This window comes from Streptomyces sp. NPDC086549 (assembly GCF_044746205.1).
Classification (GTDB): domain Bacteria; phylum Actinomycetota; class Actinomycetes; order Streptomycetales; family Streptomycetaceae; genus Streptomyces.
On record NZ_JBIVBS010000010.1, the window covers coordinates 77,881 to 103,341 of the forward strand.

The 25,461-nt window shown below is 71.9% G+C and carries 25 protein-coding genes; 13 read left to right on the forward strand and 12 right to left on the reverse strand.

What is annotated here, in order from left to right; translation table 11 throughout:
* Positions 1-53 precede the first annotated feature (53 nt).
* The gene (locus ACIPSA_RS28630) at positions 54-2,120 is read right to left on the reverse strand and encodes a SpoIIE family protein phosphatase (protein WP_402639439.1); all 2,067 of its coding nucleotides are present in this window, start codon (positions 2,118-2,120) and stop codon (positions 54-56) included.
* A 300-nt stretch (positions 2,121-2,420) separates the two neighbouring features.
* Between ACIPSA_RS28630 and ACIPSA_RS28635 the strand changes: the two genes are divergently transcribed.
* From ACIPSA_RS28635 to ACIPSA_RS28650, 4 genes are all read left to right on the forward strand, one after another.
* Positions 2,421-3,305: a hypothetical protein gene (locus ACIPSA_RS28635; protein ID WP_402639441.1), complete on the forward strand. Its 885-nt coding sequence runs from the start codon at positions 2,421-2,423 to the stop codon at positions 3,303-3,305.
* Positions 3,306-3,425: 120 nt separating this feature from the next.
* A complete protein-coding gene (locus ACIPSA_RS28640; protein WP_402639443.1) occupies positions 3,426-3,794 on the forward strand; it encodes a hypothetical protein in 369 nt (122 codons plus the stop codon).
* A 132-nt stretch (positions 3,795-3,926) separates the two neighbouring features.
* Positions 3,927-5,942: an FAD-dependent oxidoreductase gene (locus ACIPSA_RS28645; RefSeq protein ID WP_402639445.1), complete on the forward strand. Its 2,016-nt coding sequence runs from the start codon at positions 3,927-3,929 to the stop codon at positions 5,940-5,942.
* Between the two features lie 42 nt (positions 5,943-5,984).
* The gene (locus ACIPSA_RS28650) at positions 5,985-6,581 is read left to right on the forward strand and encodes a PadR family transcriptional regulator (protein ID WP_402639447.1); all 597 of its coding nucleotides are present in this window, start codon (positions 5,985-5,987) and stop codon (positions 6,579-6,581) included.
* Positions 6,582-6,614: 33 nt separating this feature from the next.
* Here the strand turns inward: ACIPSA_RS28650 and ACIPSA_RS28655 are convergent, their stop codons facing one another.
* Positions 6,615-7,184, reverse strand: coding sequence for a hypothetical protein (locus ACIPSA_RS28655; RefSeq protein WP_402639449.1), 570 nt, complete (start codon positions 7,182-7,184; stop codon positions 6,615-6,617).
* A 370-nt stretch (positions 7,185-7,554) separates the two neighbouring features.
* A complete protein-coding gene (locus tag ACIPSA_RS28660) occupies positions 7,555-8,529 on the reverse strand; it encodes a fibronectin type III domain-containing protein (protein ID WP_402639451.1) in 975 nt (324 codons plus the stop codon).
* 319 nt (positions 8,530-8,848) lie between these two features.
* Here ACIPSA_RS28660 and ACIPSA_RS28665 point away from each other — a divergent pair, with 319 nt between their 5' ends.
* Positions 8,849-9,547, forward strand: a complete 699-nt coding sequence (locus tag ACIPSA_RS28665; RefSeq protein ID WP_402639453.1) for a glycoside hydrolase family 75 protein — start codon at positions 8,849-8,851, stop codon at positions 9,545-9,547.
* 24 nt (positions 9,548-9,571) lie between these two features.
* Here ACIPSA_RS28665 and ACIPSA_RS28670 read toward each other — a convergent pair whose 3' ends face one another.
* From ACIPSA_RS28670 to ACIPSA_RS28690, 5 genes are all read right to left on the reverse strand, one after another.
* Positions 9,572-9,982: a PTS-dependent dihydroxyacetone kinase phosphotransferase subunit DhaM gene (locus ACIPSA_RS28670; protein ID WP_402639455.1), complete on the reverse strand. Its 411-nt coding sequence runs from the start codon at positions 9,980-9,982 to the stop codon at positions 9,572-9,574.
* On the reverse strand, positions 9,975-10,574 hold the full coding sequence (dhaL, locus tag ACIPSA_RS28675; RefSeq protein ID WP_402639457.1) for a dihydroxyacetone kinase subunit DhaL: 600 nt from the start codon (positions 10,572-10,574) through the stop codon (positions 9,975-9,977). The genes ACIPSA_RS28670 and dhaL overlap by 8 nt, the downstream gene beginning before the upstream one ends.
* A 46-nt stretch (positions 10,575-10,620) precedes the next feature.
* On the reverse strand, positions 10,621-11,613 hold the full coding sequence (gene dhaK, locus ACIPSA_RS28680; protein ID WP_402639459.1) for a dihydroxyacetone kinase subunit DhaK: 993 nt from the start codon (positions 11,611-11,613) through the stop codon (positions 10,621-10,623).
* A gap of 478 nt (positions 11,614-12,091) precedes the next feature.
* On the reverse strand, positions 12,092-12,562 hold the full coding sequence (locus tag ACIPSA_RS28685; RefSeq protein ID WP_402639461.1) for a hypothetical protein: 471 nt from the start codon (positions 12,560-12,562) through the stop codon (positions 12,092-12,094).
* A gap of 158 nt (positions 12,563-12,720) precedes the next feature.
* On the reverse strand, positions 12,721-13,851 hold the full coding sequence (locus ACIPSA_RS28690; RefSeq protein WP_402639462.1) for an FAD-dependent oxidoreductase: 1,131 nt from the start codon (positions 13,849-13,851) through the stop codon (positions 12,721-12,723).
* 131 nt (positions 13,852-13,982) lie between these two features.
* Here ACIPSA_RS28690 and ACIPSA_RS28695 point away from each other — a divergent pair, with 131 nt between their 5' ends.
* Positions 13,983-14,573 carry a TetR family transcriptional regulator gene (locus ACIPSA_RS28695; protein ID WP_402639464.1) on the forward strand — a complete coding sequence of 197 codons (591 nt, stop codon included), beginning with the start codon at positions 13,983-13,985 and terminating at the stop codon, positions 14,571-14,573.
* A 445-nt stretch (positions 14,574-15,018) separates the two neighbouring features.
* Here the strand turns inward: ACIPSA_RS28695 and ACIPSA_RS28700 are convergent, their stop codons facing one another.
* Together ACIPSA_RS28700 and ACIPSA_RS28705 are read right to left on the reverse strand one after the other, a co-directional pair.
* The gene (locus tag ACIPSA_RS28700; protein ID WP_402639466.1) at positions 15,019-17,352 is read right to left on the reverse strand and encodes a PAS domain S-box protein; all 2,334 of its coding nucleotides are present in this window, start codon (positions 17,350-17,352) and stop codon (positions 15,019-15,021) included.
* Between the two features lie 315 nt (positions 17,353-17,667).
* Positions 17,668-18,162, reverse strand: coding sequence for a pyridoxamine 5'-phosphate oxidase family protein (locus ACIPSA_RS28705; RefSeq protein ID WP_402639468.1), 495 nt, complete (start codon positions 18,160-18,162; stop codon positions 17,668-17,670).
* A gap of 421 nt (positions 18,163-18,583) precedes the next feature.
* On the opposite strand from ACIPSA_RS28705, the gene ACIPSA_RS28710 reads away from it, so the two are divergent.
* The 3 genes from ACIPSA_RS28710 to ACIPSA_RS28720 all read left to right on the forward strand — a co-directional run bounded on the left by ACIPSA_RS28710 (position 18,584) and on the right by ACIPSA_RS28720 (position 21,249).
* On the forward strand, positions 18,584-20,329 hold the full coding sequence (locus ACIPSA_RS28710) for a GAF domain-containing protein (protein WP_402639470.1): 1,746 nt from the start codon (positions 18,584-18,586) through the stop codon (positions 20,327-20,329).
* Between the two features lie 107 nt (positions 20,330-20,436).
* The gene (locus tag ACIPSA_RS28715) at positions 20,437-20,592 is read left to right on the forward strand and encodes a hypothetical protein (protein WP_402639472.1); all 156 of its coding nucleotides are present in this window, start codon (positions 20,437-20,439) and stop codon (positions 20,590-20,592) included.
* A 42-nt stretch (positions 20,593-20,634) separates the two neighbouring features.
* The gene (locus ACIPSA_RS28720; RefSeq protein WP_402639474.1) at positions 20,635-21,249 is read left to right on the forward strand and encodes a hypothetical protein; all 615 of its coding nucleotides are present in this window, start codon (positions 20,635-20,637) and stop codon (positions 21,247-21,249) included.
* 33 nt (positions 21,250-21,282) lie between these two features.
* Here ACIPSA_RS28720 and ACIPSA_RS28725 read toward each other — a convergent pair whose 3' ends face one another.
* Positions 21,283-21,669: a VOC family protein gene (locus ACIPSA_RS28725; protein ID WP_402639475.1), complete on the reverse strand. Its 387-nt coding sequence runs from the start codon at positions 21,667-21,669 to the stop codon at positions 21,283-21,285.
* A 287-nt stretch (positions 21,670-21,956) separates the two neighbouring features.
* Here ACIPSA_RS28725 and ACIPSA_RS28730 point away from each other — a divergent pair, with 287 nt between their 5' ends.
* Positions 21,957-22,400, forward strand: coding sequence for an RpiB/LacA/LacB family sugar-phosphate isomerase (locus ACIPSA_RS28730; RefSeq protein WP_402639477.1), 444 nt, complete (start codon positions 21,957-21,959; stop codon positions 22,398-22,400).
* 34 nt (positions 22,401-22,434) lie between these two features.
* Here ACIPSA_RS28730 and ACIPSA_RS28735 read toward each other — a convergent pair whose 3' ends face one another.
* On the reverse strand, positions 22,435-22,803 hold the full coding sequence (locus tag ACIPSA_RS28735; RefSeq protein WP_402639478.1) for a DUF6479 family protein: 369 nt from the start codon (positions 22,801-22,803) through the stop codon (positions 22,435-22,437).
* Between the two features lie 118 nt (positions 22,804-22,921).
* On the opposite strand from ACIPSA_RS28735, the gene ACIPSA_RS28740 reads away from it, so the two are divergent.
* The 3 genes from ACIPSA_RS28740 to ACIPSA_RS28750 all read left to right on the forward strand — a co-directional run bounded on the left by ACIPSA_RS28740 (position 22,922) and on the right by ACIPSA_RS28750 (position 25,429).
* Positions 22,922-23,290: a ferredoxin gene (locus ACIPSA_RS28740; protein ID WP_402639480.1), complete on the forward strand. Its 369-nt coding sequence runs from the start codon at positions 22,922-22,924 to the stop codon at positions 23,288-23,290.
* 81 nt (positions 23,291-23,371) lie between these two features.
* Positions 23,372-24,550, forward strand: a complete 1,179-nt coding sequence (locus ACIPSA_RS28745) for an acyl-CoA dehydrogenase family protein (RefSeq protein ID WP_402639481.1) — start codon at positions 23,372-23,374, stop codon at positions 24,548-24,550.
* A gap of 21 nt (positions 24,551-24,571) precedes the next feature.
* A complete protein-coding gene (locus ACIPSA_RS28750) occupies positions 24,572-25,429 on the forward strand; it encodes an oxygenase MpaB family protein (protein ID WP_402639483.1) in 858 nt (285 codons plus the stop codon).
* Positions 25,430-25,461 lie beyond the last annotated feature (32 nt).

Here is a 25,461-nt window from a genome sequence, read left to right on the forward strand (position 1 = left end):
TTCTCCGATGAGGCCGATAAGGCCCGGGTAACGAGTCGCTGTGAATCAGGCGGTCACGTCAGCTCCTGCGCCCGCGCGATGAGCAGCGCCACGTCGTCGTGGTTGTCGGGGTGGTGCAGCGTGCGCAGCAGGAGGTCGCAGGTCTCCTCCAGGGGGCGGGCCGGGTCGTCGAGCAGCGAGAGGAGGAAGTCGAGGCGTTCGTCGAGCGAGTGGCTGCGCGTCTCGACCAGACCGTCGGTGTAGAACACGAGCTCGTCACCGGGGGAGAAGTCGACGGTGACGGTGGAGAAGGGCACGCCGCCCACGCCGAGCGGCACCCCTGTGGGCAGATCGAGCAGTTCCGGCGGCCGGCCGGGACGGACGCGGGCCGGGGGCAGGTGCCCGGCGTTGGCGATGCGGCACTGGCGCAGATGGGGGTCGTGGACGGCGTACACACAGGTCGCGATGGAGTGGTCCAGGCCCGAGGTGATCTTGTCGAGGTGCTCCAGGAGCACCGCGGGATCGAGGCCGAGCGAGGCCAGCGTGGTGGTCGCGGTGCGCAGCCGGCCCATGGTGGCGGCCGCGTTGATCCCGCTGCCCATCACGTCGCCGACGACGAGCGCCGTCCTGCCGCCCTCCAGCGGGATGACATCGAACCAGTCGCCGCCGACCTCGGTGGTGGCTCCGGCCGGCTGGTAGCGGGAGGCGACCTCCAGGCCGGTGGTCACGGGCGGATGGCCGGGCAGCAGGCTGCGCTGCAGGGTGAGGGCGGTGTTGCGGGCGTTCTGGTACCAGCGCGCGTTGTCGATCTGCACGGCCGCGCGGGCGGCCAGCTCACGGGCCAGCAGCAGGTCGTCCACGCCGAAGGGCTCGGGATTGCGGGTGCGCTTGAGTTCGAGGGCGCCGAGCACCTCGCCGCGCGCGATCAGCGGCACCGCCAGATAGGAGTGGACCCCCGCCCGGCCGAGCAGCACGGCAGCCTCGGGGGAGCAGGCGATACGGGGCAGATGCTCGTCCTTCACCTGGGCCACCAGCACCGGGCGACCGGTCCGTACGGACTCCGTGATCAGGCGGTCGGGGGCGTACCGGGTCAGCTGCCCGGTCGGGGCGGCGGCCCGGAGGGCGTCCTCCCCGTGCGCCGCCCGTACGGCGAGGGCGCGCATCACCGCGGGCTCGGACGGACCGAGCGTGCTGCGGCGGCCCTCCACCACCGCGTCGAGCAGATCGACGGCGGCGAAGTCGGCGAGCTCGGGCACGGCGACGTCGGCCAGCTCGCGCGACGTGCGGTCCAGCTCCAGGGTGGTGCCGATCCTGGCGGAGGCGTCCGCGATGACCGCGAGACGGCGCCGCGCGGCCTCGGCCTCGATCCCCGCCCGGTACTGCTCGGTGATGTCCAGGACGGAGGCCACGACGCCGAGCGCCCTGCCCAGGGCGTCCTCCAGCCGGTAGACCGACACCGTCCAGGCGTGGTCCTCGTCCGGGTCCGCCGGGGTCCTGCCGACAGTGGACTGGTCGATGAGCGGAACGCCGGTCTCCAGCACGCGGCGTGCCGCGTCCTCCAGGGTGTCGGTGTCCAGCCGCGGCAGCACCTCGCGGACCGTCCGCCCCAGGTGCTCCTCGGCGGCGACGCCATTGATCTTCGCGAGTGCCGGATTGACGGAGACGAACCGCAGCTCGGTGTCGAACACGGCCAGTCCGATCGGCGACTGCTGCACGATCCGCTCCGACAGTGCCAGATCCTGCTCGAGTCGGTGGACCGTCGACTGGTCGGCCGCGAGCCCCAGCGCGTACACCTCCCCCTGGTCGTCCAGCAGGCGCATGTTGCGGAACTCCACCAGACGCGTGCCGCCGCCCTTGACCCGGACGGGAAACGCGCCGGCCCAGCTCTGACCGGTCAGCATCACGTCGGCGAACAGCTTGCCGACCAGCGGGATGTGCTGCTCGTGCACCATCAGCCGGGCGGCGTACTCGCCCAGCGCCTCCTGGGCCGAGTAGCCGAACAGCTCCTCCGCCTGGGGGCTCCACAGCACGATGCGGCCCTCGTCGTCCAGCACCACCGAGGCCACGCCCAGCACGTCGAGCAGCCCGCTCGGACGCACCGGCCCGTCGCCGCCTGCCACGGGAGCCTCGGCTGAACTCATCGCACGCACCGCCTTCGACCGACCGCACGGCAGGCCGTCCCCCGTGCCGACTCTCCCTGTTCTACCGCGCTCACACCGCATCTCCGACGCCGCCGCCGACTGTCTCCACCATCCCTCAACAAGCCGGTGGGCGTACGGCGAAGCCGCAGGGCCGGGGCCACGCGGGGGTATGACCCTCACCACTGCCGCGGCGGGCGTGCGAGTTCACCCCCCGTTCCCATCTTGGTCTGTACATGACCAGATCGCCGGTCCAGACTGTCGGCCGAACGTGCGTCCCCCCACAACCGAGGAGTCGGCCCCATGCCCGCGTCCGCCCCGCAACGTTGTCACACGGTCCTGACCGGACTCGTCACCCTCGCCACCGCCGTCGTCGTGTCCCTCGCCGCACCCGCGGTGCCCGCCTCCGCCGCCGACACCTGGACCGAGGTCGGCTCCGACCGCGCCGACCCGCTCACCGAGAGCCAGGGTCTGACCTCGGTCGAGGTACCCGCCGGCAGCCCCAACCGGTACACCGGCATAGGAACCATCCCCGCCGATGTGAGCAGCCGCGGCTGGAACCATGTCGGCGACCCCGACGCCTCCTACGACGGCTACTACGTCGAGCCGTACCAGCGGGACTCCGGCAGCACCAAGATGTTCCGGGTGCAGGCGCCGGGCGGTGCCTGGTCGGAGTACGTCCACACGCTCAGCTCCGGGGAGGCCCTCAACAACTCCTGGGACGCCATCTCGCCGGGTGGCCAGTGGATGCTCGCGGGCGAGTACGGCACGATGAGCCGGCTCCTGGTCTTCCCGACCCCGGGCGTGAACCCGAGCACCTCGCCCTCGGCGAACCTCCCGCAGGCCTCCACCGTCAACCTGGACCACGCCGTGCGCGACGTGCAGGGCTGCGACTTCTCCGGTCCGACGACCCTGCTGTGCTCCTCCGACGACCCCGCGGGCACCCTCTTCGGCATGACCAAGCCGCTCCTGCAGATCGACCTGTCGGCCGAGCCGAACGGCACGGCTGACGTGTCCGGCCATGTCACGGCGCTGCGCCAGCTCCCGCTGCGCAGTTCCTGCTCCGGCACCTTCGAGGCCGAGGGCATCGACTACGACCGCCGTACCGGCACCCTGCGCGTGATCGTGGTGTCACCGGGCTTCTGCGTCCTCACGGACAGCAAGACCTACCGGTTCACCCGCGGCTGAGTCCTCGTCGGAGTGGTGCGACGGGTGGTGCGCGCCCGGAAAGTGGTGGTTTTCTGAGGTGTGGCGCGGTTCGCGGGGAACCCGCGGTACCGCGCCTTCGCCACGAGAGGAGCGATCACGATGGCCCGTGAGCGAACCCATGACGAGTCCGTCTCCGTCGAGATCAGCGGATGCAGCAAGGAAGACGCCCGGATCGTGTTCGACGCGCTGTGCACGTGCTTCGAGTCCGACCGGTGCGCCGAGGACGTACCGCAGCAGCTCCACGAGACGCGCCCGATGGTGTGGCTCGGCACGTTCGAGGTCACGGAGGCGCACGAGTGCGCGGCTCCGACGCGGCTCTCGTCCACCGTCGAGGCCGACGCGTACGGCGGCTACTGGGCGATCGACCGGCTCCGTACGACCCTGGACTCCCTGTTCACGCTGCGCAACCTCTCTTCGGCCTCGGGCGACCAGGAGAAGGAGCTGCACGTCCTGCTCGAAAGGCGGTGACGCCCGCCCGGCCACACCGCATCCGTGGTCGCGGAGTGGCCGGGCTCACCTCCCTCCGTTTATGCAACTAGTTGCAAAAGGCGGCGGCCGTCCTCTACAACAGAAGCGACGACACCGCGCACGGAGGGCCCGATGAGCCGTTACCCGCACCTGCTGAACCCCCTCGACCTGGGCTTCACCACACTGCCCAACCGCGTACTCATGGGCTCCATGCATGTGGGCCTGGAAGAGGCCGAGCGCGGGTTCGAGCGGATGGCGGAGTTCTACGCCGCCCGCGCGCGCGGGGGAGTGGGACTGATCGTCACTGGCGGCATCGCGCCCAACGACGAGGGACGTCCGTACGAGGGCGGGGCCAAGCTCACCACCGAGGCGGAGGCCGAGCAGCACACCGCGATCACGGCCGCGGTGCACCGCGAGGGCGGGAAGATCGCGATGCAGATCCTGCACTTCGGGCGGTACGCCTACCACCAGGACCTGGTGGCCCCCAGCCCGATCCAGGCGCCGATCAGCCCCTTCCCGCCGCGCGAGCTCACCGACGCCGACGTCGAGCGGACGATCGACGACTACGCCCGCGCCGCCCTCCTCGCCCGGCAGGCCGGCTACGACGGCGTCGAGATCATGGGCTCCGAGGGCTACCTGATCAACGAGTTCATCGCCGCGCAGACCAACCACCGCGCGGACCGCTGGGGCGGCTCGTACGAGAACCGCATGCGGTTCCCCGTCGAGATCGTCCGGCGCGTGCGCGAGGCCGTCGGCGAGGACTTCATCATCATCTACCGGCTGTCCATGCTCGACCTGGTTCCCGGTGGCTCCTCCTTCGACGAGGTGATCACGCTCGCCAAGGCCGTCGAGGCCGCCGGAGCCACGATCATCAACACCGGCATCGGCTGGCACGAGGCCCGCATCCCCACCATCGCCACCTCCGTCCCGCGCGGCGCGTACACCTGGGTCACCAAGAAGCTCATGGGCGAGGTGTCCGTGCCGCTGGTGACCACCAACCGCATCAACACCCCGGAAGTGGCTGAGGAGTTGCTCGCCGACGGGGCTGCGGACATGGTCTCCATGGCCCGCCCGATGCTTGCCGACCCCGACTTCGTCAACAAGGCTGCCGAGGGCCGGCCCGAGGCCATCAACACCTGCATCGGCTGCAACCAGGCCTGCCTCGACCACACCTTCAGCGGCAAGATCACCTCCTGCCTGGTCAACCCGCGCGCCTGCCACGAGACCGAACTCGTCCTCTCCCCGACCCGGCGGCGCTTGCGCGTCGCCGTCGTCGGCGCGGGGCCCGCGGGTCTGGCCTGCGCGGTGAGCGCGGCCGAACGCGGCCACGAGGTGACGCTGTTCGACGCCGCGAGCGAGATCGGCGGGCAGCTCAACGTGGCCCGCAAGGTCCCCGGAAAGCAGGAGTTCGACGAGACGCTGCGCTACTTCCGCCACCAGCTCGACGAGCACGGAGTGGACGTACGCCTTGACACCTGGGTCACGTCCGAGGAGCTGACCGACTACGACGAGGTCGTCGTCGCCACCGGCGTCACCCCGCGCACCCCCGACATCCCCGGCGTCGACCACCCGCGCGTCCTCGGCTACCTCGACGTGCTGCGCGACGGCGCCCCCGTCGGCGACCGGGTCGCGATCCTCGGCGCGGGCGGCATCGGCTTCGACGTGGCCGAGTACCTCACCGACGGCGGCGACAAGGCGAGCGAGGACCCGGCGACGTACTTCCGCAACTGGGGCGTCGACATGGACTACCAGGCCCCCGGCGGCCTGGCGGCGCCGCAGCGGCCCGCCCCGCCGCGCACCGTCCACCTGCTCCAGCGCAAGGCCACCAAGGTCGGCGCCGGTCTCGGCAAGACCACCGGCTGGATCCATCGCACCGAGCTCAAGCACCGCGGCGTCACCATGGTGCCGGGAGTCCGGTACGACCGGATCGACGACGCGGGGCTGCACGTCACCGTGGGCGACGAGAGCACGGTCCTGGAGGTCGACACCATCGTCCTGTGCACCGGTCAGGAGCCGCGCCGCGACCTGTACGAGGCGCTCGTCGCCGCCGGGCGCAGCGTGCACCTCATCGGTGGTGCCGACGTCGCGGCCGAGCTGGACGCCAAGCGCGCCATCAAGCAGGGCACGGAGCTGGCGGCGGCGCTGTAGCCGGGCGCCGGACGCCCGGCGCCGCGTCCCTAGGATGAGGTCATGTCACTCCCGCACGCGATCCTCACCGCCCTGCTTGAGAAGCCGTCGTCCGGGCTGGAGCTGACCCGCCGTTTCGACAGGTCGATCGGCTACTTCTGGTCGGCGACGCATCAGCAGATCTATCGCGAGCTGGGAAAACTGGAGGCCCAGGGGTACATCCGCACCCTGCCGGCCGAACAGCCGGCCCGTGGGCAGAAGAAGCGCTACGAGGTCCTGCCCGCGGGCCGTGCGGAACTGGCCCGCTGGACCTCCGCCGCCCAGGACCCGAAGCCGCAGCGCGACGTGCTGCTGCTGCGGCTGCGCGCCTCAGCGGTCGTCGGCACGGCGGGCCTCGAAGCCGACCTGCGCCGCCATCTCGACCTGCACCGGCGGCAGTTGGCCGAGTACGAGCAGATCGAACAGCGCGACTTCCCGCCGGGCAAGGACAGCCCGCAGGACCGGCTGCGCCACCTCGTCCTGCGGGCGGGCATCGACCTGGAGACCTTCTGGACGCAGTGGCTCACGCATGCGCTGAAGGAGTTCGACGAAATGCCCGGGAAGGGCGGGGCGGCGGTGCCGGGGGACGACGTGGAACCCCCGGGCGGCGGGACCGAGTAGGGGTCCCGCCCGGACGCCCGGCCCGGTGTGTGCTCAGAGCCGGTACGGCTTCGAGCGGCGCCGCAGATACCAGCCCGTGGCGATGACGCCGGCTCCCACGAGGGCCGCGCCCACGCCGAGGGTGAGCGCGCCGTAGTCCCGGGCGGCGCCGCCCAGGCCGCCCATGACGCCGCGGGACGCGGAGTTGCCCGTTCCCGTCGAGTTCGCCGAGGTCCCCGCGGTCGTCGAGATCGTCGGGCCGGTGCCGGTGCCGGTGGAGACGATGACGGACTGGCTGCCCGCGGTGACGCCGTTCGAGCAGACGACCACGACGGTGTACGTCCCGGGACTGACGCTCGACCAGGCTGCCGACTGGCTGACGGTCGTGCCCGCGAGCGCCGCCTGACGGCCCTGGGCGAAGTTCCCCTGGTTGCTGCCCAGCAGGGATGCGTTGCCCCAGCTGCCGTTGTTCAGGGCGCAGGCGCTGGTGGTGACCGACACGGTGGACCCGATCGTGCTCACGGAGATCCCCGAGGCCGCGGCGGACGGCCCGGCGAGGCCGGCTGGAAGCGCGGCGGCCGCCAGGGTCAGGCCGGAGCGGAGGAGGAGTCGATTAGTGCGCATTGGGCTGCCCTCCGGCGGCACGGTTGGCGGAACGTCCCATGCGCCGCCGAGGGTCGGAAAACGCCCGTGCTGCCTCAGGGGAAGCCAACGTGCCCCGGGCCTGTCCCGCATCCGGACGTCCCCCGGGCGGGTGAGGGATTCCTTCCCCCGGCGGAAGCGGGGGGAGCCGGGGAGGCGGGACAACCGGAGTTGTGGAAGCGAGAGGAGCCGCGGAAGGCGGGGCGGCGCGACCTGCCCGGCCACGGGGGCGTCCCTGCGGCACGCCCAGCCGTTTGTCACGCCTCCGTCGGTCAGGTCCGGCCGTTTGTCACGCCTCCGTCGGTCAGGTCCGGCCGTCTGTCACGCCCCCGGCGGCAGGCCCAGCCGGCCGTCACGCCCCGGTCGTCACCGTCCGCTCCGCCGAGAACCCGCCCCACGTGCCGTCCGGCAGCCTGGCCCGGATCCGCACCCGGTGGACGGCCCCCGCGTCCCGCCCCGTGTAGAAGCTGTAGGTCGCTCGGCCCCGCGGCGGCGTGCCGCCCCACACCAGGGACGTGGCCGGACTGTCGTCGAGCTGGATCTGGTACTCCGTGACCACCCCGTCCGTGCGCGGCGGGACCCAGGACAGGTCGATGTAGTACGCCCCGTCGGCCCGGTGGGTCGTCGCACGGAAGCCGGTGGGCGCGGTGCCCCGGCCGTCGTCGGTGCCCGGCGTGGTGAGCCGGACCGGGGCGCTCGCCGGGGAGAGATTGCCGGCCGCGTCGCGGGCCCGGACGGTGAAGGTGTAGCGGGTTCCGGGGCGCAGCCCGGTGACCACCGTCGCGGTCTGGCCGCCTCCAACGCTGTGGATCTTCGTCTCGCCCTGGTAGACGTCGTACGAGACAACGGCCCGGTCGTCCGCCGACGCGGCCCAGGACAGCTGGACCGCCCGGCCGGCGACCGCGCGGCCCGCCGCTTCGCGCGGGCGGGTCGGCGCCGAGTCGTCCGCAGCGAGGAAGGCCGGGGTCGTCGCGCGCACCTCCCGGCTGCTCGGGCCGAGACGCCCCTCGTCGTCCCGGGCCCGCACCGTGAAGACATACATGGTGGACGGCCTGAGCCTGGTGACGTCCACCATGTGCTCCGAACCGGGCACTTCCCGGACCTTCGTAGTGCCGCGATATACCTCGTAGGCCCGGACGCTGGGACCGTCGGGCACCGTGTTCCACATGACGTGGATGCTGGTGGCGCTTCCGGCGGTGGCGGTGACGCCGGTCGGCACGCCGGGCAGTCGCTCGCCTCCGCCGTCGGGTGTGCCGCCCCATCCGCAGGACACCACCAGAAGCAGTGCGCCACAGGCCACGAATGGAGGAATGGCAACGCGTCGCACGGCTCTGCCTCCCCGGGGACGGCATGATGACTGTGACAGCAAAGGTCCGGACCAATATGACTCCGCTGGTGCGATCGCAGCAAGAGGGCGGCCGCATTGGTGACCACCCGGGAAAGTTACGTATGCTGAGGTTCCTCTTGGCCGAACTCCCACAGAAGGAAGGGAAGTTCGTGCCTGTGGCGCGGAACGCTGTCGTCGCTGATCCCGTGCCGACGCGGGTGGCCGGGGTGACCTGGGCCGACACCGGCTCAGGCCCCCGGCTCCCGCAAGAAGTTGACGGGACCTCGGACTCGATGTCCCCGGGAGAGGGTCCCTCGTCGTGCGTGTCCAGTCGCTGACGCTGGCCGCGGCAAGCGCCGCCCTGCTCGCCCCGACGGCGCTTGCCGCCCCCGCTTCTGTCGGCCCGCGCCCTGGGCCGGTGATGCGCGGCGAGGGGAAGGTCCGCGCCGCCGCCCTGCTGGCCCGGGTGCGTCACTGCGCCCCCGTCTCGCGCGGCCGCTACCGCACCGACGACAGGGCGTCCGCGTCCGTCCGGGTCTGTGGCACCCGTGACGCCGTCTTCTGGAAGGCCGACATGGACATCGACTGCGACGGGCAGTCCACCGCCCGCTGCAACCGCCGCGCCGACCCGTTCTTCTCGGCGACCACCGCGTTCCAGCAGTCCGACGGCCGTTGCCTGAACGCCGAACGGCTGCCGTACATCGTGGTTCCGGCCCCGAGCGGCCTCTGGAACCCGCGAGCGCACGGCGTCCGCGGCGGTTCCGTGGCCGCCGTCGTGTACCGGGGCCGTGTCCGGTACGCCGTCGTCGGGGACACGGGTCCACGCGGGATCATCGGCGAGGCCTCCTACGCCACGGCGCGGGGCCTCGGCATCGACCCCGACCCGGGCCGGGGCGGGACGTCCGCCGGTGTCACGTACATCGTCTTCAAGGGCTCCCGGGTGAAGCCCATCGAGGACCACGCGGCGGCCGTGGCGACCGGGGAACGGCTGGCCGGCCGGTTCGTCAGGGGCGGCTGAACCACCCCGCGTGTTCCCCGGTGGTCAGACCTTCCGATACGAGTACGCTTCCGTGGCCGCCGCCTCCACCGCGTCGAGGCCCGCCCCGGTGGCCGCCGTGACGACCGCGGCCACCGCGCCCTCCACGAAGGGGGCGTCCACCAGGCGTGCGCCGTCGGGCAGTTCGCCGCCCTCCGCGATCAGCGCCTTCACGGTGAGCACCGCGCTGCCGAGATCGGTGAGCACGGCGACCCCGGCGCCCCGGTCCACGGCCGCGGCCGCGGCGGAGATCAGCTCGGCGCTGGTGCCGAGCCCGCCGCTCTCGGTGCCGCCCGCCGTCGCGACGGGCACCGTCGTCGCGCCGCCCGCCAGGCCCTTGGCCAGTTCGGCGACGGACGAGGCCACCTCGGCGCTGTGGGACACCAGTACGATCCCGACCAGCTTCTCGTCACTCACCGGCAGCCTCCACGAGCGCGGCGATCAGGAGCGCGGAACTGGTGGCTCCGGGGTCCTGGTGTCCGATGCTGCGTTCCCCGAGGTAGCTCGCCCGGCCCTTGCGGGCCTGCAGCGGGATCGTCGCCTCGGCGCCCTCATCGGCGGCGGCCCGAGCCGCGACGAAGCCCTCGCCGAGCGCGTCCACCGCCGGCACCAGAGCGTCGATCATGGTCTTGTCACCGGGCGCGGCGCCCCCGAGGGCCATCACCCCGTCCACGCCCGCCCCCAGCGCCTCGGCCAGCTGCTCCGGGCTGACCTCGGCGGCGTCGCCGAGCGCCTTGCCCGTGCGGCGCAGCAGCGTGCCGTACAGGGGCCCGGAGGCGCCGCCGACCGTCGAGATCAGCTGGCGTCCGGCGAGCGTCAGGATCTCCCCGGGGGTCTGAGGCGCTTCCTTCTCCAACGAGGCCGTCACGGCCCTGAAACCACGCTGCATGTTGGTGCCGTGGTCGGCGTCCCCGATGGGCGAGTCGAGAGCGGTGAGCCGTTCCGCCTCGCGGTCGACGGACGCGGCGGTCGCCGCCATCCAGCGGTGGAAGAAGTCGGCGTCGAGCACTGGAACTCCTTGCGTGGTAGGGGTGTTGATCGCTTCGGCCGCCGTCTCACATTCCCCAGCGCAGGGCAGACGTCCGCACCGGCGCGTCCCACAGCCGCAGCAGCTCCTCGTCGACCTGGCACAGGGTGACCGAGGCGCCCGCCATGTCCAGGGAGGTGACGTAGTTGCCGACGAGGGTGCGGGCCACGGCGACGCCGCGCTCTCCGAGTACCCGCTGCACCTCGGCGTTGAAGCCGTACAGCTCCAGGAGCGGTGTCCCGCCCATGCCGTTGACCAGGACGAGGACCGGGTTGCGCGGGGGCATGTCCTCCAGGATCGCGTTCAGCGCGAAGTCGGCGATCTCGCCCGAGGTCATCATCGCCCGCCGTTCCCGGCCCGGCTCGCCGTGGATGCCGATGCCCAACTCCAGTTCTCCGGGCGGCAGATCGAAGGTGGGGCTGCCCTTCGCCGGGGTGGTGCACGCGCTCAGGGCGACACCGAAGCTGCGGGAGTTCTCGTTGACCTGGCGTCCGATGGCCTCGACCCGCTCCAGCGGCTGCCCCTCGGCCGCGGCGGCGCCCGCGATCTTCTCGACGAACAGCGTCGCACCGGTGCCGCGCCGTCCCGCCGTGTAGAGGCTGTCGGTGACCGCCACGTCGTCGTTGACGAGCACCTTGGCGACCTGGATTCCCTCGTCCTCCGCGAGCTCGGCCGCCATGTCGAAGTTGAGCACGTCCCCGGTGTAGTTCTTGATGATGAACAGCACGCCCGCCCCGCTGTCCACGGCCGCGGCCGCCCGCGCCATCTGGTCCGGCACCGGCGAGGTGAACACCTCACCCGGGCAGGCGGCCGACAGCATCCCGTGGCCCACGAATCCCCCGTGCAGCGGCTCGTGCCCCGAGCCGCCGCCCGAGACGAGCGCGACCTGCCCGGCCACGGGGGCGTCCCGCCGTACGATCACCCGGTTCTCCACATCCACGGTCAGCTCGGGATGAGCGGCCGCCATCCCCCGCAGCGCGTCCGCCACCACGGTTTCCGGAACGTTGATGAGCATCTTCATGGGTACCTCCTGGTGAGGCTGGAAGATGGGCCTCTGGTAAGTATCTTTGCTGGTCAGAGTGGGTAAGGTCAGTTCTCGATCTTGGCGGTCCACGGTGGGCGGAAGGTGGTTCCGGCGGTCCTGATGCTGACTCAATGCTGACTTTCCTGACAGATCGTCAGGTATCCCCTGGTGGTAGGCGGCGTTGCGGTCAAAACCCTGCTGTCGGCAGTATCGACCTTGCGGCAGTGAAGGTCACGTGGAGTGGAGCGGATGCCTTCGAATGCCTACTGGTGTCGTCGGCCGGTCGCAGGTCGCTGTCGGCGCTACGAGCGACCTTGACGCAGATGTGAGGCCCGTTGGTCCGGCTGTGCGGAGGATCGAAGGGTGGGGGTGCCCGCCGGCCGTGGTGGTCGCCGGGTGTCCGGGTTCTGGGTGTCAGGCTGCGGCGTGGGCTGAGGAACCGCCGCCGCGTACGGCATCACCACCGTGGACGATGTCACCCACCGGACCTCTCGGATCGCCGGCGGGCGGCCGCCGGCCCGGATGCACCTGCGGTGTGCACGTTTCGGGTGGCCTTGACCCGGAAGCCGTCGTCCCTCAGCGCAATCAGTGCGACGTGGCCCGAGGCGGTGCCGTTCGGAAACAGGATGACCTTTGCGGTGCGGCCGGCTGATCCGGTGGCGATCACCATGTTCTCGATTGCGCAGCCGAGCCCGGCGAAGTGTTCGCGGGCGCTCGCGTCGTTGAGCGGCATCCGCCGACCGGGGTCGGAGTGGACGTGGATCGCGTCGCCCTTGACGGCGATTCGCCAGGCCTGCGTGTTGTGCGGGTTGCAGGCCAGGATGCCGGCGGCGACCATCCGGTCGATCCCGGACCTGGTCGTCCACGGGTGCCAGAGGTCGTACGGATCGTCGGATCCCGCGCTGAAGGCGCCGTCGGTCGCGGCCCGGACGCCGCCGACGCCCACGCCGACAGCGGCTACGGAGCCGATGCCGACGGCGGCGAGCTTCTGTGCCGACCGGCGGCTCGCGCTTGTCCCTTCGGCGGTCTCGGCAGCTGCGCCTGTGTCGGCTGTCGGCGGTGTGCTGGTCATGGCCGGTCGTCTTTCGCGGGGGGGGGCGTGGTCTATCGGTAGTTGAGCTCGGCGAGTTCGGTGGCGAGCTTCTTCGGCATGCCTGTGCGGCCGAGGAGCGGAAGCACGACGTTGCGGGCACCGCGGACCATGGGGTTGCGTGTGGTGGCCACGCGGGTCATCCGGTCGGTGAAGGCGACGACCCGCTGCGCTATGGGGCGGCGCCGGCCCTCGTAGTCGTCGAGCTGCCCGGTGGCGAACGCCCGGCCGAGCGTGTAGCCGTCCTGGATGCCGGTGTTCATGCCCTGGCCGCCGGCGGGGCTGTGCACGTGCGCGGCGTCGCCGGCCAGGAACAGGCGGCCGGTGCGGTAGTGCTCGGCGACCCGGTGGTGCACACGGAACCGTGAGGACCAGGCGAGAGCGGTGACCCTGGCCTGGCCGGGGGCGCGCTCGTCGAGCAGGCGCTGGACGAAGGCGAGGTCGGGGGTGGCCGGGGCGTCGTCCACGGTGGCGACGACGCGGTAGTGGCCGCCGGGGAGCGGGGCGACGACGGTGAGGCCGGCGGTGCCGAAGGTCAGCGACACCTCGCCGGAGCCCGGAGCCCAGTCCATGACGACGTCGGCGAGCACGAAGGACTCGGCGTAGGCGTTGCCGGTGAAGCCGATGCCGGCGGCTTCGCGCACGATGCTGTGCATGCCGTCGGCGCCTACGGCGTACGCGGCGCGCAGGGTCTCTCCGGTGGTCATGGTGAGCGTCACGCCGTCCTCGTCCTGGACGACGGAGGCGACCTCGTAGGGGCGGTGCACATCGCCGCCGAGCGCCCGCAGCCGGGCCAGCAGCACGCTCTCGGTCTCGTACTGGGGAACCATCAGTGTGTACGGGTGGGGCGTGGGCAGCTTGTCGAACGGCACGGTGAGCAGTCGGCGGGAGCCGTCGCGGACGGCGAACCGGGTGACCTGGATGCCGCGCGCGATCAGCTCCTCGGAGGCTCCGAGTTCGTCCAGGACCTCCAGGGTGCGGGCGTGCACGACGGCGGCACGCGAGGTGTTCGCGCCCTCCGCCAGCCGGTCCAGGACGACGAAGTCGATACCGGCGGAGGCGAGCGTCACGGCGAGCGCGAGACCGGTCGGGCCGCCACCGACGATGGCGACCTCGGTGCGGGCGGGGAGCGCGGCGGTGTTCATGGCGGTGTCTTCCGTTCTGGTCCGGGGAGCAAGTCAACGACCGTTTGCCAACGAATGTTGGCCAACGTGTGTTGACATGGTGCGCAGGTTGGCACTGGAAAGTCAACACGTGTTGGCCTACAGTTGTTGGCATGGCACAGGGTTCCGAGATCAACGAGATGACCAGCACGGACAAGCGTTCCGACCGGACAAGGGCCGCGATCCTGCGCGCCGCACGTGAGCGATTCGCAGCCCAGGGCTATGAACGCACCACGATTCGTGCGGTGGCTTCCGATGCCGGCATCGACCCTTCGATGGTCATGCGCTACTACGGCAGCAAGGCGCAGCTCTTCGACGCGGCACTGGCCATCGACCTGCACCTGCCGAACCTCACCGCGGTCCCTGCCGACGAACTGGCTCGGGTGATGGTGCGGCATTTCCTCGAACGCTGGGAGGGTGACCCGGCCGACGACGCCCTGCTGGTCCTGCTTCGGTCGGCGGTCACCAATGAACATGCTGCGGCGCGGATGCACGAGATCTTCGCGGCCCAGGTCGCCCCGGCACTGAGCGCGGCCCTGGGCCCGGAGCTCGCCACACGCCGTGCCGGTCTCGTCTCCGCGCAGCTCCTCGGCCTGGGACTGACCCGCTACCTGCTGCGTCTCCCAGCCGTGACTGCGTTGACGCCGGACGAGATCGAAGACGGCCTGGCCCCGGCCATCCAGGCCGCTCTCCGGCCTGAGTAGAGGCCGTTCCCCGCCCGGCTGCCGACGGGTCGGGAGGCGTCGTCACCGCAGCGGATGACCCGTATGGATCACCGGATGCAGCCCCGTGGTCCAGGGCGAGCGCAGCATCGCCATGCCCTGCTCCGCCATGCGTACCTGTCCAGGAAGCCGCTGACCAGGCGAGGGTGGGTGCGCGCCCCGGCCGCCGTGCGAGGTCACCGACTTTTCCGACACCGTCCCGTCCTGCCTGCCTCTGATCGGTCACCAGGTGGAAATCCCTGACTGCCTGGTGCCGGGCGACCGTGTGTCGTTCGTGGCCGGTTCCGCTGACCAACGAGCCCTCGGCATGGCCGTGACCTGCGGCCGCGCCGAACTACGGCACGTTGACGAGGCGACCTGTGTACTCCCGGGACCGATGCCGACCTGTTGACCGCTCTCGGAAGTAACGACCTTGTGCGGGTGATCGTCACCCGTTCCGACGCGGCCCGGTGTCCTTGAGGCTGAACCATGTCGTCTTGCCCTTGTCCGTCGGACGGACGCCCCAGTCGTCGGCGAGGGCACGCACGAGGAGCAGCCCCCGGCCCGACTCCGCGTCCTCCGCCGCGACCCGGGGCTGGGGCAGATGAGGGCTGTGGTCGGCGATCTCGATCGTCAGTTCGGTGTCGGTACGGCAGACGTGCAACTCGATCGGCCCCTGGGCATGCTGTACGGCATTGGTGAGGACCTCGGACAGCAGGAGGCACGCGTCGTCCGCCCGGTCCACGAGGCCCCAGTCGTCGAGCACGCGGCCGAGGAAGCCGCGGCCTTCCGGCACGGACCGCGGCAGGGCGGGCAGCTCGGTCGTGGCCGTGGCGAGCGGGGCCGCCGGCAGCCGCGTCAGCAGCAGGGTGACGTCGTCGTGGCCGTCGGCGTCGGGCAGCAGGGTGGCCAGCACCTCGTCGGCGACGAACTCCAGGTCGGGGGAGCGGCTCGCAAGCTTGTCCAGCGTGGCGACGAGCTCGGTGATCTGGTCCTCGATGTCGCCGCCGGGAGTCTCGACCAGACCGTCCGTGTAGAGCACGAAGGTGGCGCCGCGCGCGATGGTCGTACAGCACTGCTCGTAGATGACGCCGCCCACGCCCAGGGGCGCGTTCACGGGCGCGGGAAGCGTCCGGGCGCCCTCGCCCGGGATGGTGACCAGGACCGGCAGATGGCCCGCGGAGCACGCGGTCACCTCCCCCGCGTCGGCGGCGATGACCAGGTAGCAGCAGGTCACCAACTGGTCGGGAACGTCCAGGTCGGCGACGACGGTGTCCAGGGCCTGCATGAGCTGACGGGGCTGCATCCCGGTCTTGGCCAGGGCGTGCGCGGCGGACCGGAGCTGACCCATCACGGCGGCGGCCTCCAGACCGCGGCCCATCACGTCGCCGATCAGCACGCCGACCCGGCCCGCGCCCAGCGGGATCAGGTCGAACCAGTCCCCGCCCACGCCGGCGCCCTGGGTGGCGGGCAGATAGCGGCTGGCGGTGGCGAGGCCCGGTATGGCGGGCGGGGTGCCCATGAGACTGCGCTGCAGGGTCAGGGCGATGTGCCGCTGCTGCTCGTACAGTTCCGTCAGCTCCGCCTCGGCGCGCTTGCGGTCGCTGATGTCGCGGACGATGGCACACGCCCCGATGACCGTGCCGTCCGGGGCACGGGTCGGCCACAGGGTGACATCGACATCCAGCAGGCCGCCCGAGCGGGTGACGCGCAGGGTCTCGAAGTGCTCGACCTTCTCGCCGTCACGCAGCCGCTCCAGCAGCCGGCTTATCTCGTCCTCCCGGTCGGGCGGGGCGAGCACCGACACGTGCTGCCCGACCGCCTGCGCCGAGGTGTACCCGTAGAGCCGCTGGGCGGCCGCGTTCCAGTACGTGATGCGGCCGTCCAGGGTCTTGGCGAGGATCGCGTCCTGGGAGGACTCGACCAGTGCGGCGAGTTCGTTGATGCGTTCCTCGGCGGCCTTGCGTTCGCTGACGTCGCGGACGGCGGCGGAGACGAGGAGGCCGTCGGAGGTTTCGAGGGGGCTGAGGCTGATCTCGACGGGGAACTCGGTGCCGTCCTTGCGTAGGCCGTAGAGGTCGAGGCCGGCGCCCATGGGGCGTACCTGCTGGTTGTGGGCGTAGTTGTTGCGGTGTTCGGTGTGGTGGGCGCGGAATCGGCCGGGGACGAGGAGTTCGACGGGCCGGCCGAGGAGTTCCTCGCGGCGGTGGCCGAAGAGGGCCTCGGTCTGGGCGTTGACGAGTTTGATGGTCCCGGTGTCGTCGACGATCACCATGGCGTCCGGCGCCGCCTCCAGCAGCCCGCGGAAACGCTCCTCCGCGGCCTTGCGTTCGCTGACGTCGCGGACGGCGGCGGAGACGAGGAGGCCGTCGGAGGTTTCGAGGGGGCTGAGGCTGATCTCGACGGGGAACTCGGTGCCGTCCTTGCGTAGGCCGTAGAGGTCGAGGCCGGCGCCCATGGGGCGTACCTGCTGGTTGTGGGCGTAGTTGTTGCGGTGTTCGGTGTGGTGGGCGCGGAATCGGCCGGGGACGAGGAGTTCGACGGGCCGGCCGAGGAGTTCCTCGCGGCCGTAGCCGAAGAGGACCTCGGTCTGGGCGTTGACGAGTTTGATGGTCCCGGTGTCGTCGACGATCACCATGGCGTCCGGCGCCGCCTCCAGCAGCCCGCGGAAACGCTCCTCCGCGGCACGCGGACCGCCCGTCGTCACGCTCGCGCCGCACTGGCACAACTCCTCCACGACGTCGGCGCAACCAGGCGTCACCACTTCGGCCAAGTCGCTCATGTTCATCCCCGATCGGCGGCTCACGATGAGTGGGCCATCCCAGCGCAACTCGGGCGCATCCGCACCGAGATGTCGCCAAGTGGCCGCACACCGCCCGAACCTGGCCGCCTGCGGTGCCGTCAGTGACAGCTCCGCTGCCATGAGGGTCCGTGTGCGCGGCGGGCGGCGCGTGGCGGCCCGTCCCGGGGCGATGTCCCGACCGGTTGGCATCGACGGCCGAAGTGTCCGGTTCCGTGCGTGTCGAGGGTGGAGTCCCGCGGTGCCGCAGCACCGGGTGCGCGGCGGTTCGCGTCACCGGGACGTGGTGAACCGCCTTCAGCCGTCCCCCCGCCGCCCGCCGGCGGTGAGGCGGACCCCCGTGACCAGGTCGGGGCGGATGCGGACCGCGAAGTCCATGGTCTGCTCCACCCAGGGGCGCAGCAGCGCCCGGTAGCGGGCCAGTTCGTCCGGGTCGGTCACCAGGTGCGCGTAACCCGTGACCACCACGCTCCAGCCGAGGTGGGTGTCCGGGTCGATGACGTCGGCCTCGTATGCGACGACGACCCCGGTGTCCTTGCTCTGTCCGGCATGCGAGGTCAGGGCCGCGCCCTCATGGGTGCGGATGATGATGTCGCCGTCGGACAGGACGTGATTGACCGGGCGGACGGTGGGCAGCGCGTGCCGGGTGAACACGATCCTCCCCAGGGACACACTGCCCAGCAGCCGCAGCGCCTCGGCACGGTCGAGCTCGACCTTCCGGCGCGGCCCCACCGGGGCCGTCGGGTCGTCTTCGGGGGTAAGGACGGGGTTCCGTCCGGGAATCTCAGTCACGTCACGTCTCCGGCAGCCACGGGCGGGCTCATCAGACCATTGCAGCCCGGCGGGCGGCCGTAGCACCAGGGCCGTTCGGCCCTGGCGGGCGGCCGGTCGTACCTGCTTGCGAGCGGGCGGCCGCGGGGGACCGCGCGGTGCGCCGTACGACTCCGCCGGCCGCCCGGCGACGGCCGGACCGGACACGGGCGGAGCGACACCGCGGGGGATCGGTGCCGCTCCTTGCTCCACTGTGCCCCGGCCCGCGCCCTGACGGCAGGTGCCGACCGGCCCCTGAGGGGGACCGGACGGCCCTTGGGACGGCCGGGGCACCGTGCAGGTGCCTCTGCCGGATCCGGTACCGTCCTCGGTCGCAGGCCATTACCGTGGCCCATGACCGGACCGGTCCGGTCCGTGCGCTAGGGGACGGGTAGGAGTGCAGGTGGGAAGCCCCGACGAGGCCCGGGTACGGCTGCCGCAGCTGAGGCTCGACGAGTTGCTGGAAGAGTTGCAGGCGAGGCTGGACGCGGCCCGCGGTACGCGCGACCGGGTGCACAGCCTGCTGGAGGCGGTCCTCTCGGTCGGCCGGGAACTCGACCTGGAACAGGCCCTGCACAGCATCGTCGAGGCCGCTGCCGTACTGGTCGACGCCGAGTACGCGGCGCTCGGCGTGATCGGGCCCGACGGCAAGCGGCTGTCGGCCTTCCACACGGTCGGGGTCACCGAGGAGCAGATCGCGAGGATCGGTCCGTATCCGGAGGGCCACGGCATCCTGGGCGAGCTGATCCGCGAGCCGGAGCCGCTGTGCCTGGCGAAGATCTCGGAGCACCCGGCGTCGTACGGCTTCCCGCCCCACCACCCGCCGATGAACACCTTCCTCGGCGTTCCGATCCGCGTGCGCGACCAGGTCTTCGGCAACCTGTACCTGACCGAGAAGCGGGGCGGCGGCCAGTTCGACGAGGACGACGTCTCGGTCATCCAGACGCTGGCCGTTGCGGCCGGTGTCGCGATCGACAACGCCCGGCTGTACGCGGAGTCCCGGCTGCGCGAGCGCTGGCTGCGGGCCAACGCGGAGATCACCCAGAGCCTGATGTCCGGGGCCGAGCGCACCGAGGCACTCGGCCTGATCGCGGAACGCGCGATGGAGATCACCGGCGCGGCCCGGGCCGTGGTCGCGATGCCGATGGCGGACACCGACGCGCTCACCGTGGAACTGGCCCTCGGACAGGAGGCGGAGGCCCTGCGGGGTCTGGTGCTGCCCGAGGACGGCAGCCTGATCGGCGAGGCGTTCACCGGTGCCGCCCCCGTCACCTGCGAGGACGTCATCCATGACGAACGCGTCTTGGCCGGGCTGCCGGGGTTCGCCGGGCTCGGCCCGGCCGTTGCGGTACCCATCGGGACCGGCGAGGGCGGCGTGCGCGGTGTGGTCCTCCTGGTCCGGGAGGCCGGGGCAACGCCGTTCACGGACAAGGAGACCGAACCCCTGCAGGTCTTCGCGGCGCAGGCGGCGATCGCCATGGAACTGGCCGAGCGCCGCCGGGACGCGGAGGAGATCGCGGTGCTCCAGGACCGCGACCGGATCGCCCGGGACCTGCACGACCTGGCGATCCAGCGGCTGTTCGCCACCGGCATGACGCTGCAGAGCGCAGGCCGTTTCATCGACCACGCGGAGGCGTCCGAGCGGGTGCTGCGGGCCGTGGACGACCTCGACGAGACCATCAAGATCATCCGGTCGACGATCTTCGGCCTGCGGGCGCGCGAGGGCACGGCCGGGACCGGGTTGCGGGCACGCGTCGTACGGGCGGTGGGCGAGGCGGCGTCCGTCCTGGGATTCGCCCCCAGCGTGCGCATGGAAGGCCTGGTGGACACCGACGTGCCGCGGGAGATCGCCGACCATGCGGTCGCCGTCCTCTCCGAGGCCCTGACCAACGTCGCCCGGCACGCCCGTGCCGACCGTGCCGACGTGGCCCTGAAGACCGACGGTCGCGAACTGCGCCTGACGGTCACCGACAACGGCGTGGGCATCCCGCCCGCCGGCCGCCGCAGCGGGTTGCGGAACATGCAGGAACGGGCCGAGCAGCTCGGCGGCCGTCTGGAGTTGCGCAGGCCCGACGACGGAGGTACCACGCTGGTGTGGCGGGTGCCGGTGGCCGGACAGGACGGTCACGGCAGCACGGACGAGGCATAGCCACCCGGTGGCGGAGCGGCCGGGGCCGTTCGGACTATGCACTCGGCGGGCTTCTGACCGAAGCTGAAGATGTCGTACGCGGGCACCTGAACCCCTTGGAGGTCGCCATGCACGACACTCGGGACGCCCGGGGCGCGCTCGCCGTGCCCGACGGCGTCGTGACGAGGGCCGGCCGCGTCCGTGACACCGCGTTCACCGGACCGCGCCCCCACCCGGACCTCGAACCCGATCTTCCGGACACCGAAGGAACTCAGCCCGCCTGAGACTCCGACGACGGCCGGAGCGCGGGAAGGAGGCGACGGCCGATGGCGAGGACACGTCGTACGAAAGCGACCGGTGTGTGGTTCCGGCGCTGGCGCTGGCGGTGGCGGAGCAACCCGCTCCGGCGTCGCAGCGACACCGTCGAGGCCTGCATCGTGCTGGCCACCTGGATCCTCGCTCTCCTGGGCGGAGTGTTCGCGGGCGCGGCGGCGGCGGCGATGGTGGACGGGAACCTTGCCGCACGGCGTGCGGAGGCGCACGCCGTCTCCGCCGTGCTGACCAAGGACTCGGCGGACGCCGTGCCCGCTGCCGGTGGCTACGACGACAGCAGGGTGTGGGCGCCGGTGCGCTGGACCGCCGCGGACGGCTCCGAGCACACCGGCCGGGCGAAGGTCGCCCCGGCCGTCGCCGCCGGCTCCCGGGTCACCTTGTGGACGGACGGTGAGGGGCGCCTGGTCTCCAAGCCCCTCGACCCGGCGGAGTCGTGGCTGCAGGCGGCCGTCACCGGCGCGCTCGTCGCCCCTGCCGTGGGGGCCGCGCTGTGGGGCGGAGGGCGGCTGGTGTGCGGGCACCTGATCCGCCGGCGCCTCGCGGAGTGGGACGAGGAGTGGAAGCGGGTCGGCCCGCAGTGGCGGAACCTCAGCGGGGGGAGGGGCTGACCCTGGCGACACCCTGATCCGTGCGACACCCTCTCAGCCGGCCCCGAACAGGCAGAACTCGTTGCCCTCGGGGTCGGCCAGGACGGTGTGGTCGGCATGGCGCGCGAGGACCGACGCGCCCAGCCCGGACAGCCGGTCGGTCTCGGCCGCCACGTCGGCGGCGCGCACGTCCAGGTGCACCCGGTTCTTCACCCGCTTCGGCTCGGGCACGAGCTGGAACCACAGGCGCGGACCCGCACCTGTCGGCTCCACGAGCACGGTCGGGTCGTCCTCGGGCCCGGCGAAGCCGAGCGAGCGCAGACGCGCGAGCTCGGCCTCGTCGTACGGGGCCACGGCGTAGTCGTCCAGCGCCGCCGCCCAGAAGCGGGCCAGGGCGGCGGGGCGGGCGCAGTCGAAGACGATGTCGTGGAGGCGGGCCATGGGCCCCTGTCTACCGTGCGAGGCCGAGGACGGGCGAGGCGATTGCCGGAGCCGGCAGGCGCAGGGGCGCCCGCTCTGCGGGCTTCGACGGGTCCTCGCCGCCGGGGCGAGCGTGCCGCGGGTGGCAGGCTGGGACGTCACGGTAGGCGGCAGGCTGGGACGTCACGGTCCGGGAGACGAAGGTCTGGGGCGGCCGGGGCGGCCTGCCCGCGCCGGCGCCGTCACGGACCCAGCACCGGCCGACCACGCAGGCCGACGCCGCCCCGGGACCCACTAGGCTCCGGAGCATGCGGATCTCCGTCTCCTCCGACATGGACGAACCCGTCGCCCGCCACCTCGTCGAGGAGCTGCGCCGGCGCGGCCACGAAGTGCGCGCGTACGGCGCGCTGGAACCGGGAGCGGACCCGCAGTGGGCGGTCTGCTCCGAGGCGGCGGCCCGCGATGTGGCCGCGGGCGCGGCGGACCAGGCCGTCGTGTGCTGCTGGACCGGCACCGGCGCCTCGATCGCCGCGAACAAGGTGCCGGGCGTGCGGGCGGCCCTGTGCGCGGACGCCTACACGGCGGACGGCGCCCGCCGCTGGAACGACGCCAACGTGCTCGCCCTCGGTCTGCGCCTGACCTCGGAGCCGGTCCTCAGGGAGATCCTCGACGCCTGGTTCGCGGCCGAGCCCAGCGAGGACGCCGAGGACCGCGCGAACGTGGCCCACGTCGGACGCCTCGACGCCCGCTGACAGGCCTCCGGCGGCGCAGGGTCCCCGGCGGTGTTCAGTGAGCGCCGAGTCCGCCGCCGCCGAACGAGCCGCTCGTGCCCTTGCTCCAGCGCGGGCGGTCCTGCGACGCGCTCGGCTTGGTGCCGAAGTTTCCCAGGTCGTACGGGGTGAGCGGGCGTTCGCCCTTGGGGATCAGCGGTATCTCGTCGGGTTCCCGGTTCTCGCGGATCTCGTGCACCGCGCCTTCCGGCGGCAGCTTCGGCTGCTCCTCGGGGCGCGGCCGGAGGGACTCGTTGTACTTGACCCGGGAGGTCATCCAGTAGCCCCCGGCGAGCACGCCCAGAACGGCGACGGCCACCAGGAAGAAGAAGAGGCCCATCAATCCGCCGCTCGCCGCGGCCAGCTGCATCGATTCGGTACTCATAGCACAGGGATACCCCACCCAGACAGGGGCGAACCGGACACCTTCCGTGACCGTCCGTCGACGCCGGGCGACATCGGATCCGGGGTTTGGCCGCACCGGTTCCGGTAACCCGCCCAGTGTGTCACCGGTGAATTTTCGCCAGGAACCCTACCGATTCCTGGAGGATCGTTTCGCTTGCGCACAGGCGTGCACGGAGTGCGCTCGGGCGTGCGCACTGGGCGCGAGCGCCATGCATCCGGACGGGGGCGACAGCCAGGAGCGGGTTCGCCGGCAGGCCGTCATGTGCGCGGAGGTGTGCGACGCGACCTGCCGGGTGCTCGCCGAGAGCCAGGACGAGACCGGCATCCGGGTGCAGCTGGAGTGGTGCCGGACGGTCTGCCTCGACTGCGCGCGGGCTCTCGACGGGTGGCCCGACGCCGACGGGACCGCGGCGGCGTGCCTGGCGTGCGCCCGGGCCTGCGGGGACTTCATCGAAACGCTGGGCTGAGACAGAAGCGTTCCCAATTTCTGGAACACGTTCTACGGTGTGCGCCGACAGGACCGGCCAAATCGGGAGCCTGGAGGCGCCGTGCATCTCGACCACACGCCCGAGCAGCAGCGACTGCGCACCGAACTGCGCGCCTACTTCGCCGACCTGGTGCCGGACAACGCCTACGCCCGCTACTCCGACCCGGCCGCGCAGAAGCGGTTCTACCGCGACACCATCAGGCGGCTGGGTGCGGACGGCCGGCTCGGTGTGGGCTGGCCCGAGGAGTACGGTGGGCGCGGTCTGACGCCCCTGGAGCAGTTCATCTTCTTCGACGAGGCCGCGCAGGCCGGCGTACCCCTGCCGCTGATGGCGCTGAACACGGTCGGCCCGACGATCATGCAGTTCGGCACCGATGAGCAGAAGGCCTACTTCCTGCCGAGGATCCTCTCCGGCGAGATCGACTTCGCCATCGGCTACAGCGAGCCCGACGCGGGCACGGACCTGGCCTCCCTGAAGACCCGGGCCGTACGGGAGGGCGACGAGTACGTCGTCAACGGGCAGAAGATCTGGACGACCAACGGCGACACCGCGGACTGGGTGTGGCTGGCCGTGCGCACCGACCCGGAGGCCCCCCAGCACAAGGGCATCACCATCCTCCTCGTGCCGACCTCGGACCCCGGCTACTCCTGCACCGTCATCAACACCCTCGCCTCGCACGACACCACGGCCAGCTATTACGAGAACATCCGCGTCCCCGTCTCGCGGCGGGTGGGCGCCGAGAACCAGGGCTGGCGGCTGATCACCAATCAGCTCAACCACGAACGCGTCACCCTCGCCGCCCACGGCACCATGGCGATCCGCGCCCTGCACGACGTCCAGCGCTGGGCGATGGAGACCAAGCTCGCCGACGGCCGCCGGGTGATCGACCTGCCCTGGGTCCGCGGCCGGCTGGCCAGGACCCACACCAGGCTCGACGCGATGAAGCTGCTCAACTGGCAGATGGTCACCGCCGTCCAGGAGGGCACGCTCACCCCGCAGGACGCCTCCGCGGTGAAGGTGTACGGCTCCGAGGCCCGCCGGGACGCCTACGCCTGGCTCATGGAGATCGTCGCGGCCGCGGGCCCCCTGAAGGAGGGCTCCGCGGGCGCGGTCCTCCACGGAGACCTGGAACGCGGCTACCGCTCGGCGGTCATCTTCACCTTCGGCGGCGGCAACAACGAGATCCAGCGCGAGATCATCTCCTGGATCGGTCTGGGGATGCCGCGGGTACGGCGCTAGCCTGCGGGTATGTCCGCCCCCATGGCAGACCTCCGTCCGGGTGACCCGGGGCTGTTCACTCCGCGGTCGGTGACCTGGCAGATGCACGGCGACCCCATGATGTGGGTCGCCGGGATCCGCGCGCTCTACCTTCAGGCGCTGCACCCGCGCGCGGTGCGCGGCGTGATGCAGAACTCCGACTTCCGGCAGGACGCCTGGGGCCGGCTGATGCGCACCGCGAACTTCGTCGGCACGACGACGTACGGCACGACGGAGGCCGCCGAGCGGGCGGGGGCCCGGGTGCGGAAGATCCACAGCAAGCTGGGGGCGACGGATCCGGACACCGGGGAGCGGTACGGCGTCGACGAACCCGAGTTGCTGCTCTGGGTGCACTGCGCCGAGATCGACTCCTATCTGCACGTCCTGTGCCGCTCCGGCTTCCCCCTCACGGACGCGCAGGCCGACCGTTACATCGCCGAACACCGGGTCAGCGCCCGGCTGGTGGGCCTCGACCCCGAGGCCGTACCCGCCGACCGGGAAGAGATGGCCGCCTACTTCGAGAAGGTGCGGCCCCGGCTCGCCGCGGGACCCGAGGCACGCGTGGTGGACGACTTCCTGCTCCGTCCGCCGACGCATCCCCTCCTGGTGCCGGCGCGCGAGGTGCTGTGGCGGCGCGTGGCCCATCTGGCGTACGCCTCCCTGCCGCCGTACGCCCACGAGCTGTACGGCAGACCGGCCCCCGCACCGGCCACGGTCACCCGCCGACTGCGTGCCACGGGCACCCTGTTGCGCTGTGTTCCCGCACGTCTGCGCTGGCAGCTCCCGCCCAAACACATCCTGCGGGCCATGGCCAGACTCGGCCCGGGCGCGCGTCCGGCACCGTACAAAGTCGGACGATAAGCCGCCATACTGGACGAGCAGGGGGGTGTGTC

Coding starts and splice junctions, on each gene's coding strand:
- ACIPSA_RS28630 (WP_402639439.1), bottom strand. CDS start 2,120: ATGAGTTCAGCCGAGGCTCCCGTGGCAGGCGGCGACGGGCCGGTGCGT.
- ACIPSA_RS28635 (WP_402639441.1), top strand. CDS start 2,421: ATGCCCGCGTCCGCCCCGCAACGTTGTCACACGGTCCTGACCGGACTC.
- ACIPSA_RS28640 (WP_402639443.1), top strand. CDS start 3,426: ATGGCCCGTGAGCGAACCCATGACGAGTCCGTCTCCGTCGAGATCAGC.
- ACIPSA_RS28645 (WP_402639445.1), top strand. CDS start 3,927: ATGAGCCGTTACCCGCACCTGCTGAACCCCCTCGACCTGGGCTTCACC.
- ACIPSA_RS28650 (WP_402639447.1), top strand. CDS start 5,985: ATGTCACTCCCGCACGCGATCCTCACCGCCCTGCTTGAGAAGCCGTCG.
- ACIPSA_RS28655 (WP_402639449.1), bottom strand. CDS start 7,184: ATGCGCACTAATCGACTCCTCCTCCGCTCCGGCCTGACCCTGGCGGCC.
- dhaK (WP_402639459.1), bottom strand. CDS start 11,613: ATGAAGATGCTCATCAACGTTCCGGAAACCGTGGTGGCGGACGCGCTG.
- ACIPSA_RS28690 (WP_402639462.1), bottom strand. CDS start 13,851: ATGAACACCGCCGCGCTCCCCGCCCGCACCGAGGTCGCCATCGTCGGT.
- ACIPSA_RS28695 (WP_402639464.1), top strand. CDS start 13,983: ATGGCACAGGGTTCCGAGATCAACGAGATGACCAGCACGGACAAGCGT.
- ACIPSA_RS28700 (WP_402639466.1), bottom strand. CDS start 17,352: ATGAGCGACTTGGCCGAAGTGGTGACGCCTGGTTGCGCCGACGTCGTG.
- ACIPSA_RS28715 (WP_402639472.1), top strand. CDS start 20,437: ATGCACGACACTCGGGACGCCCGGGGCGCGCTCGCCGTGCCCGACGGC.
- ACIPSA_RS28720 (WP_402639474.1), top strand. CDS start 20,635: ATGGCGAGGACACGTCGTACGAAAGCGACCGGTGTGTGGTTCCGGCGC.
- ACIPSA_RS28725 (WP_402639475.1), bottom strand. CDS start 21,669: ATGGCCCGCCTCCACGACATCGTCTTCGACTGCGCCCGCCCCGCCGCC.
- ACIPSA_RS28730 (WP_402639477.1), top strand. CDS start 21,957: ATGCGGATCTCCGTCTCCTCCGACATGGACGAACCCGTCGCCCGCCAC.
- ACIPSA_RS28735 (WP_402639478.1), bottom strand. CDS start 22,803: ATGAGTACCGAATCGATGCAGCTGGCCGCGGCGAGCGGCGGATTGATG.
- ACIPSA_RS28750 (WP_402639483.1), top strand. CDS start 24,572: ATGGCAGACCTCCGTCCGGGTGACCCGGGGCTGTTCACTCCGCGGTCG.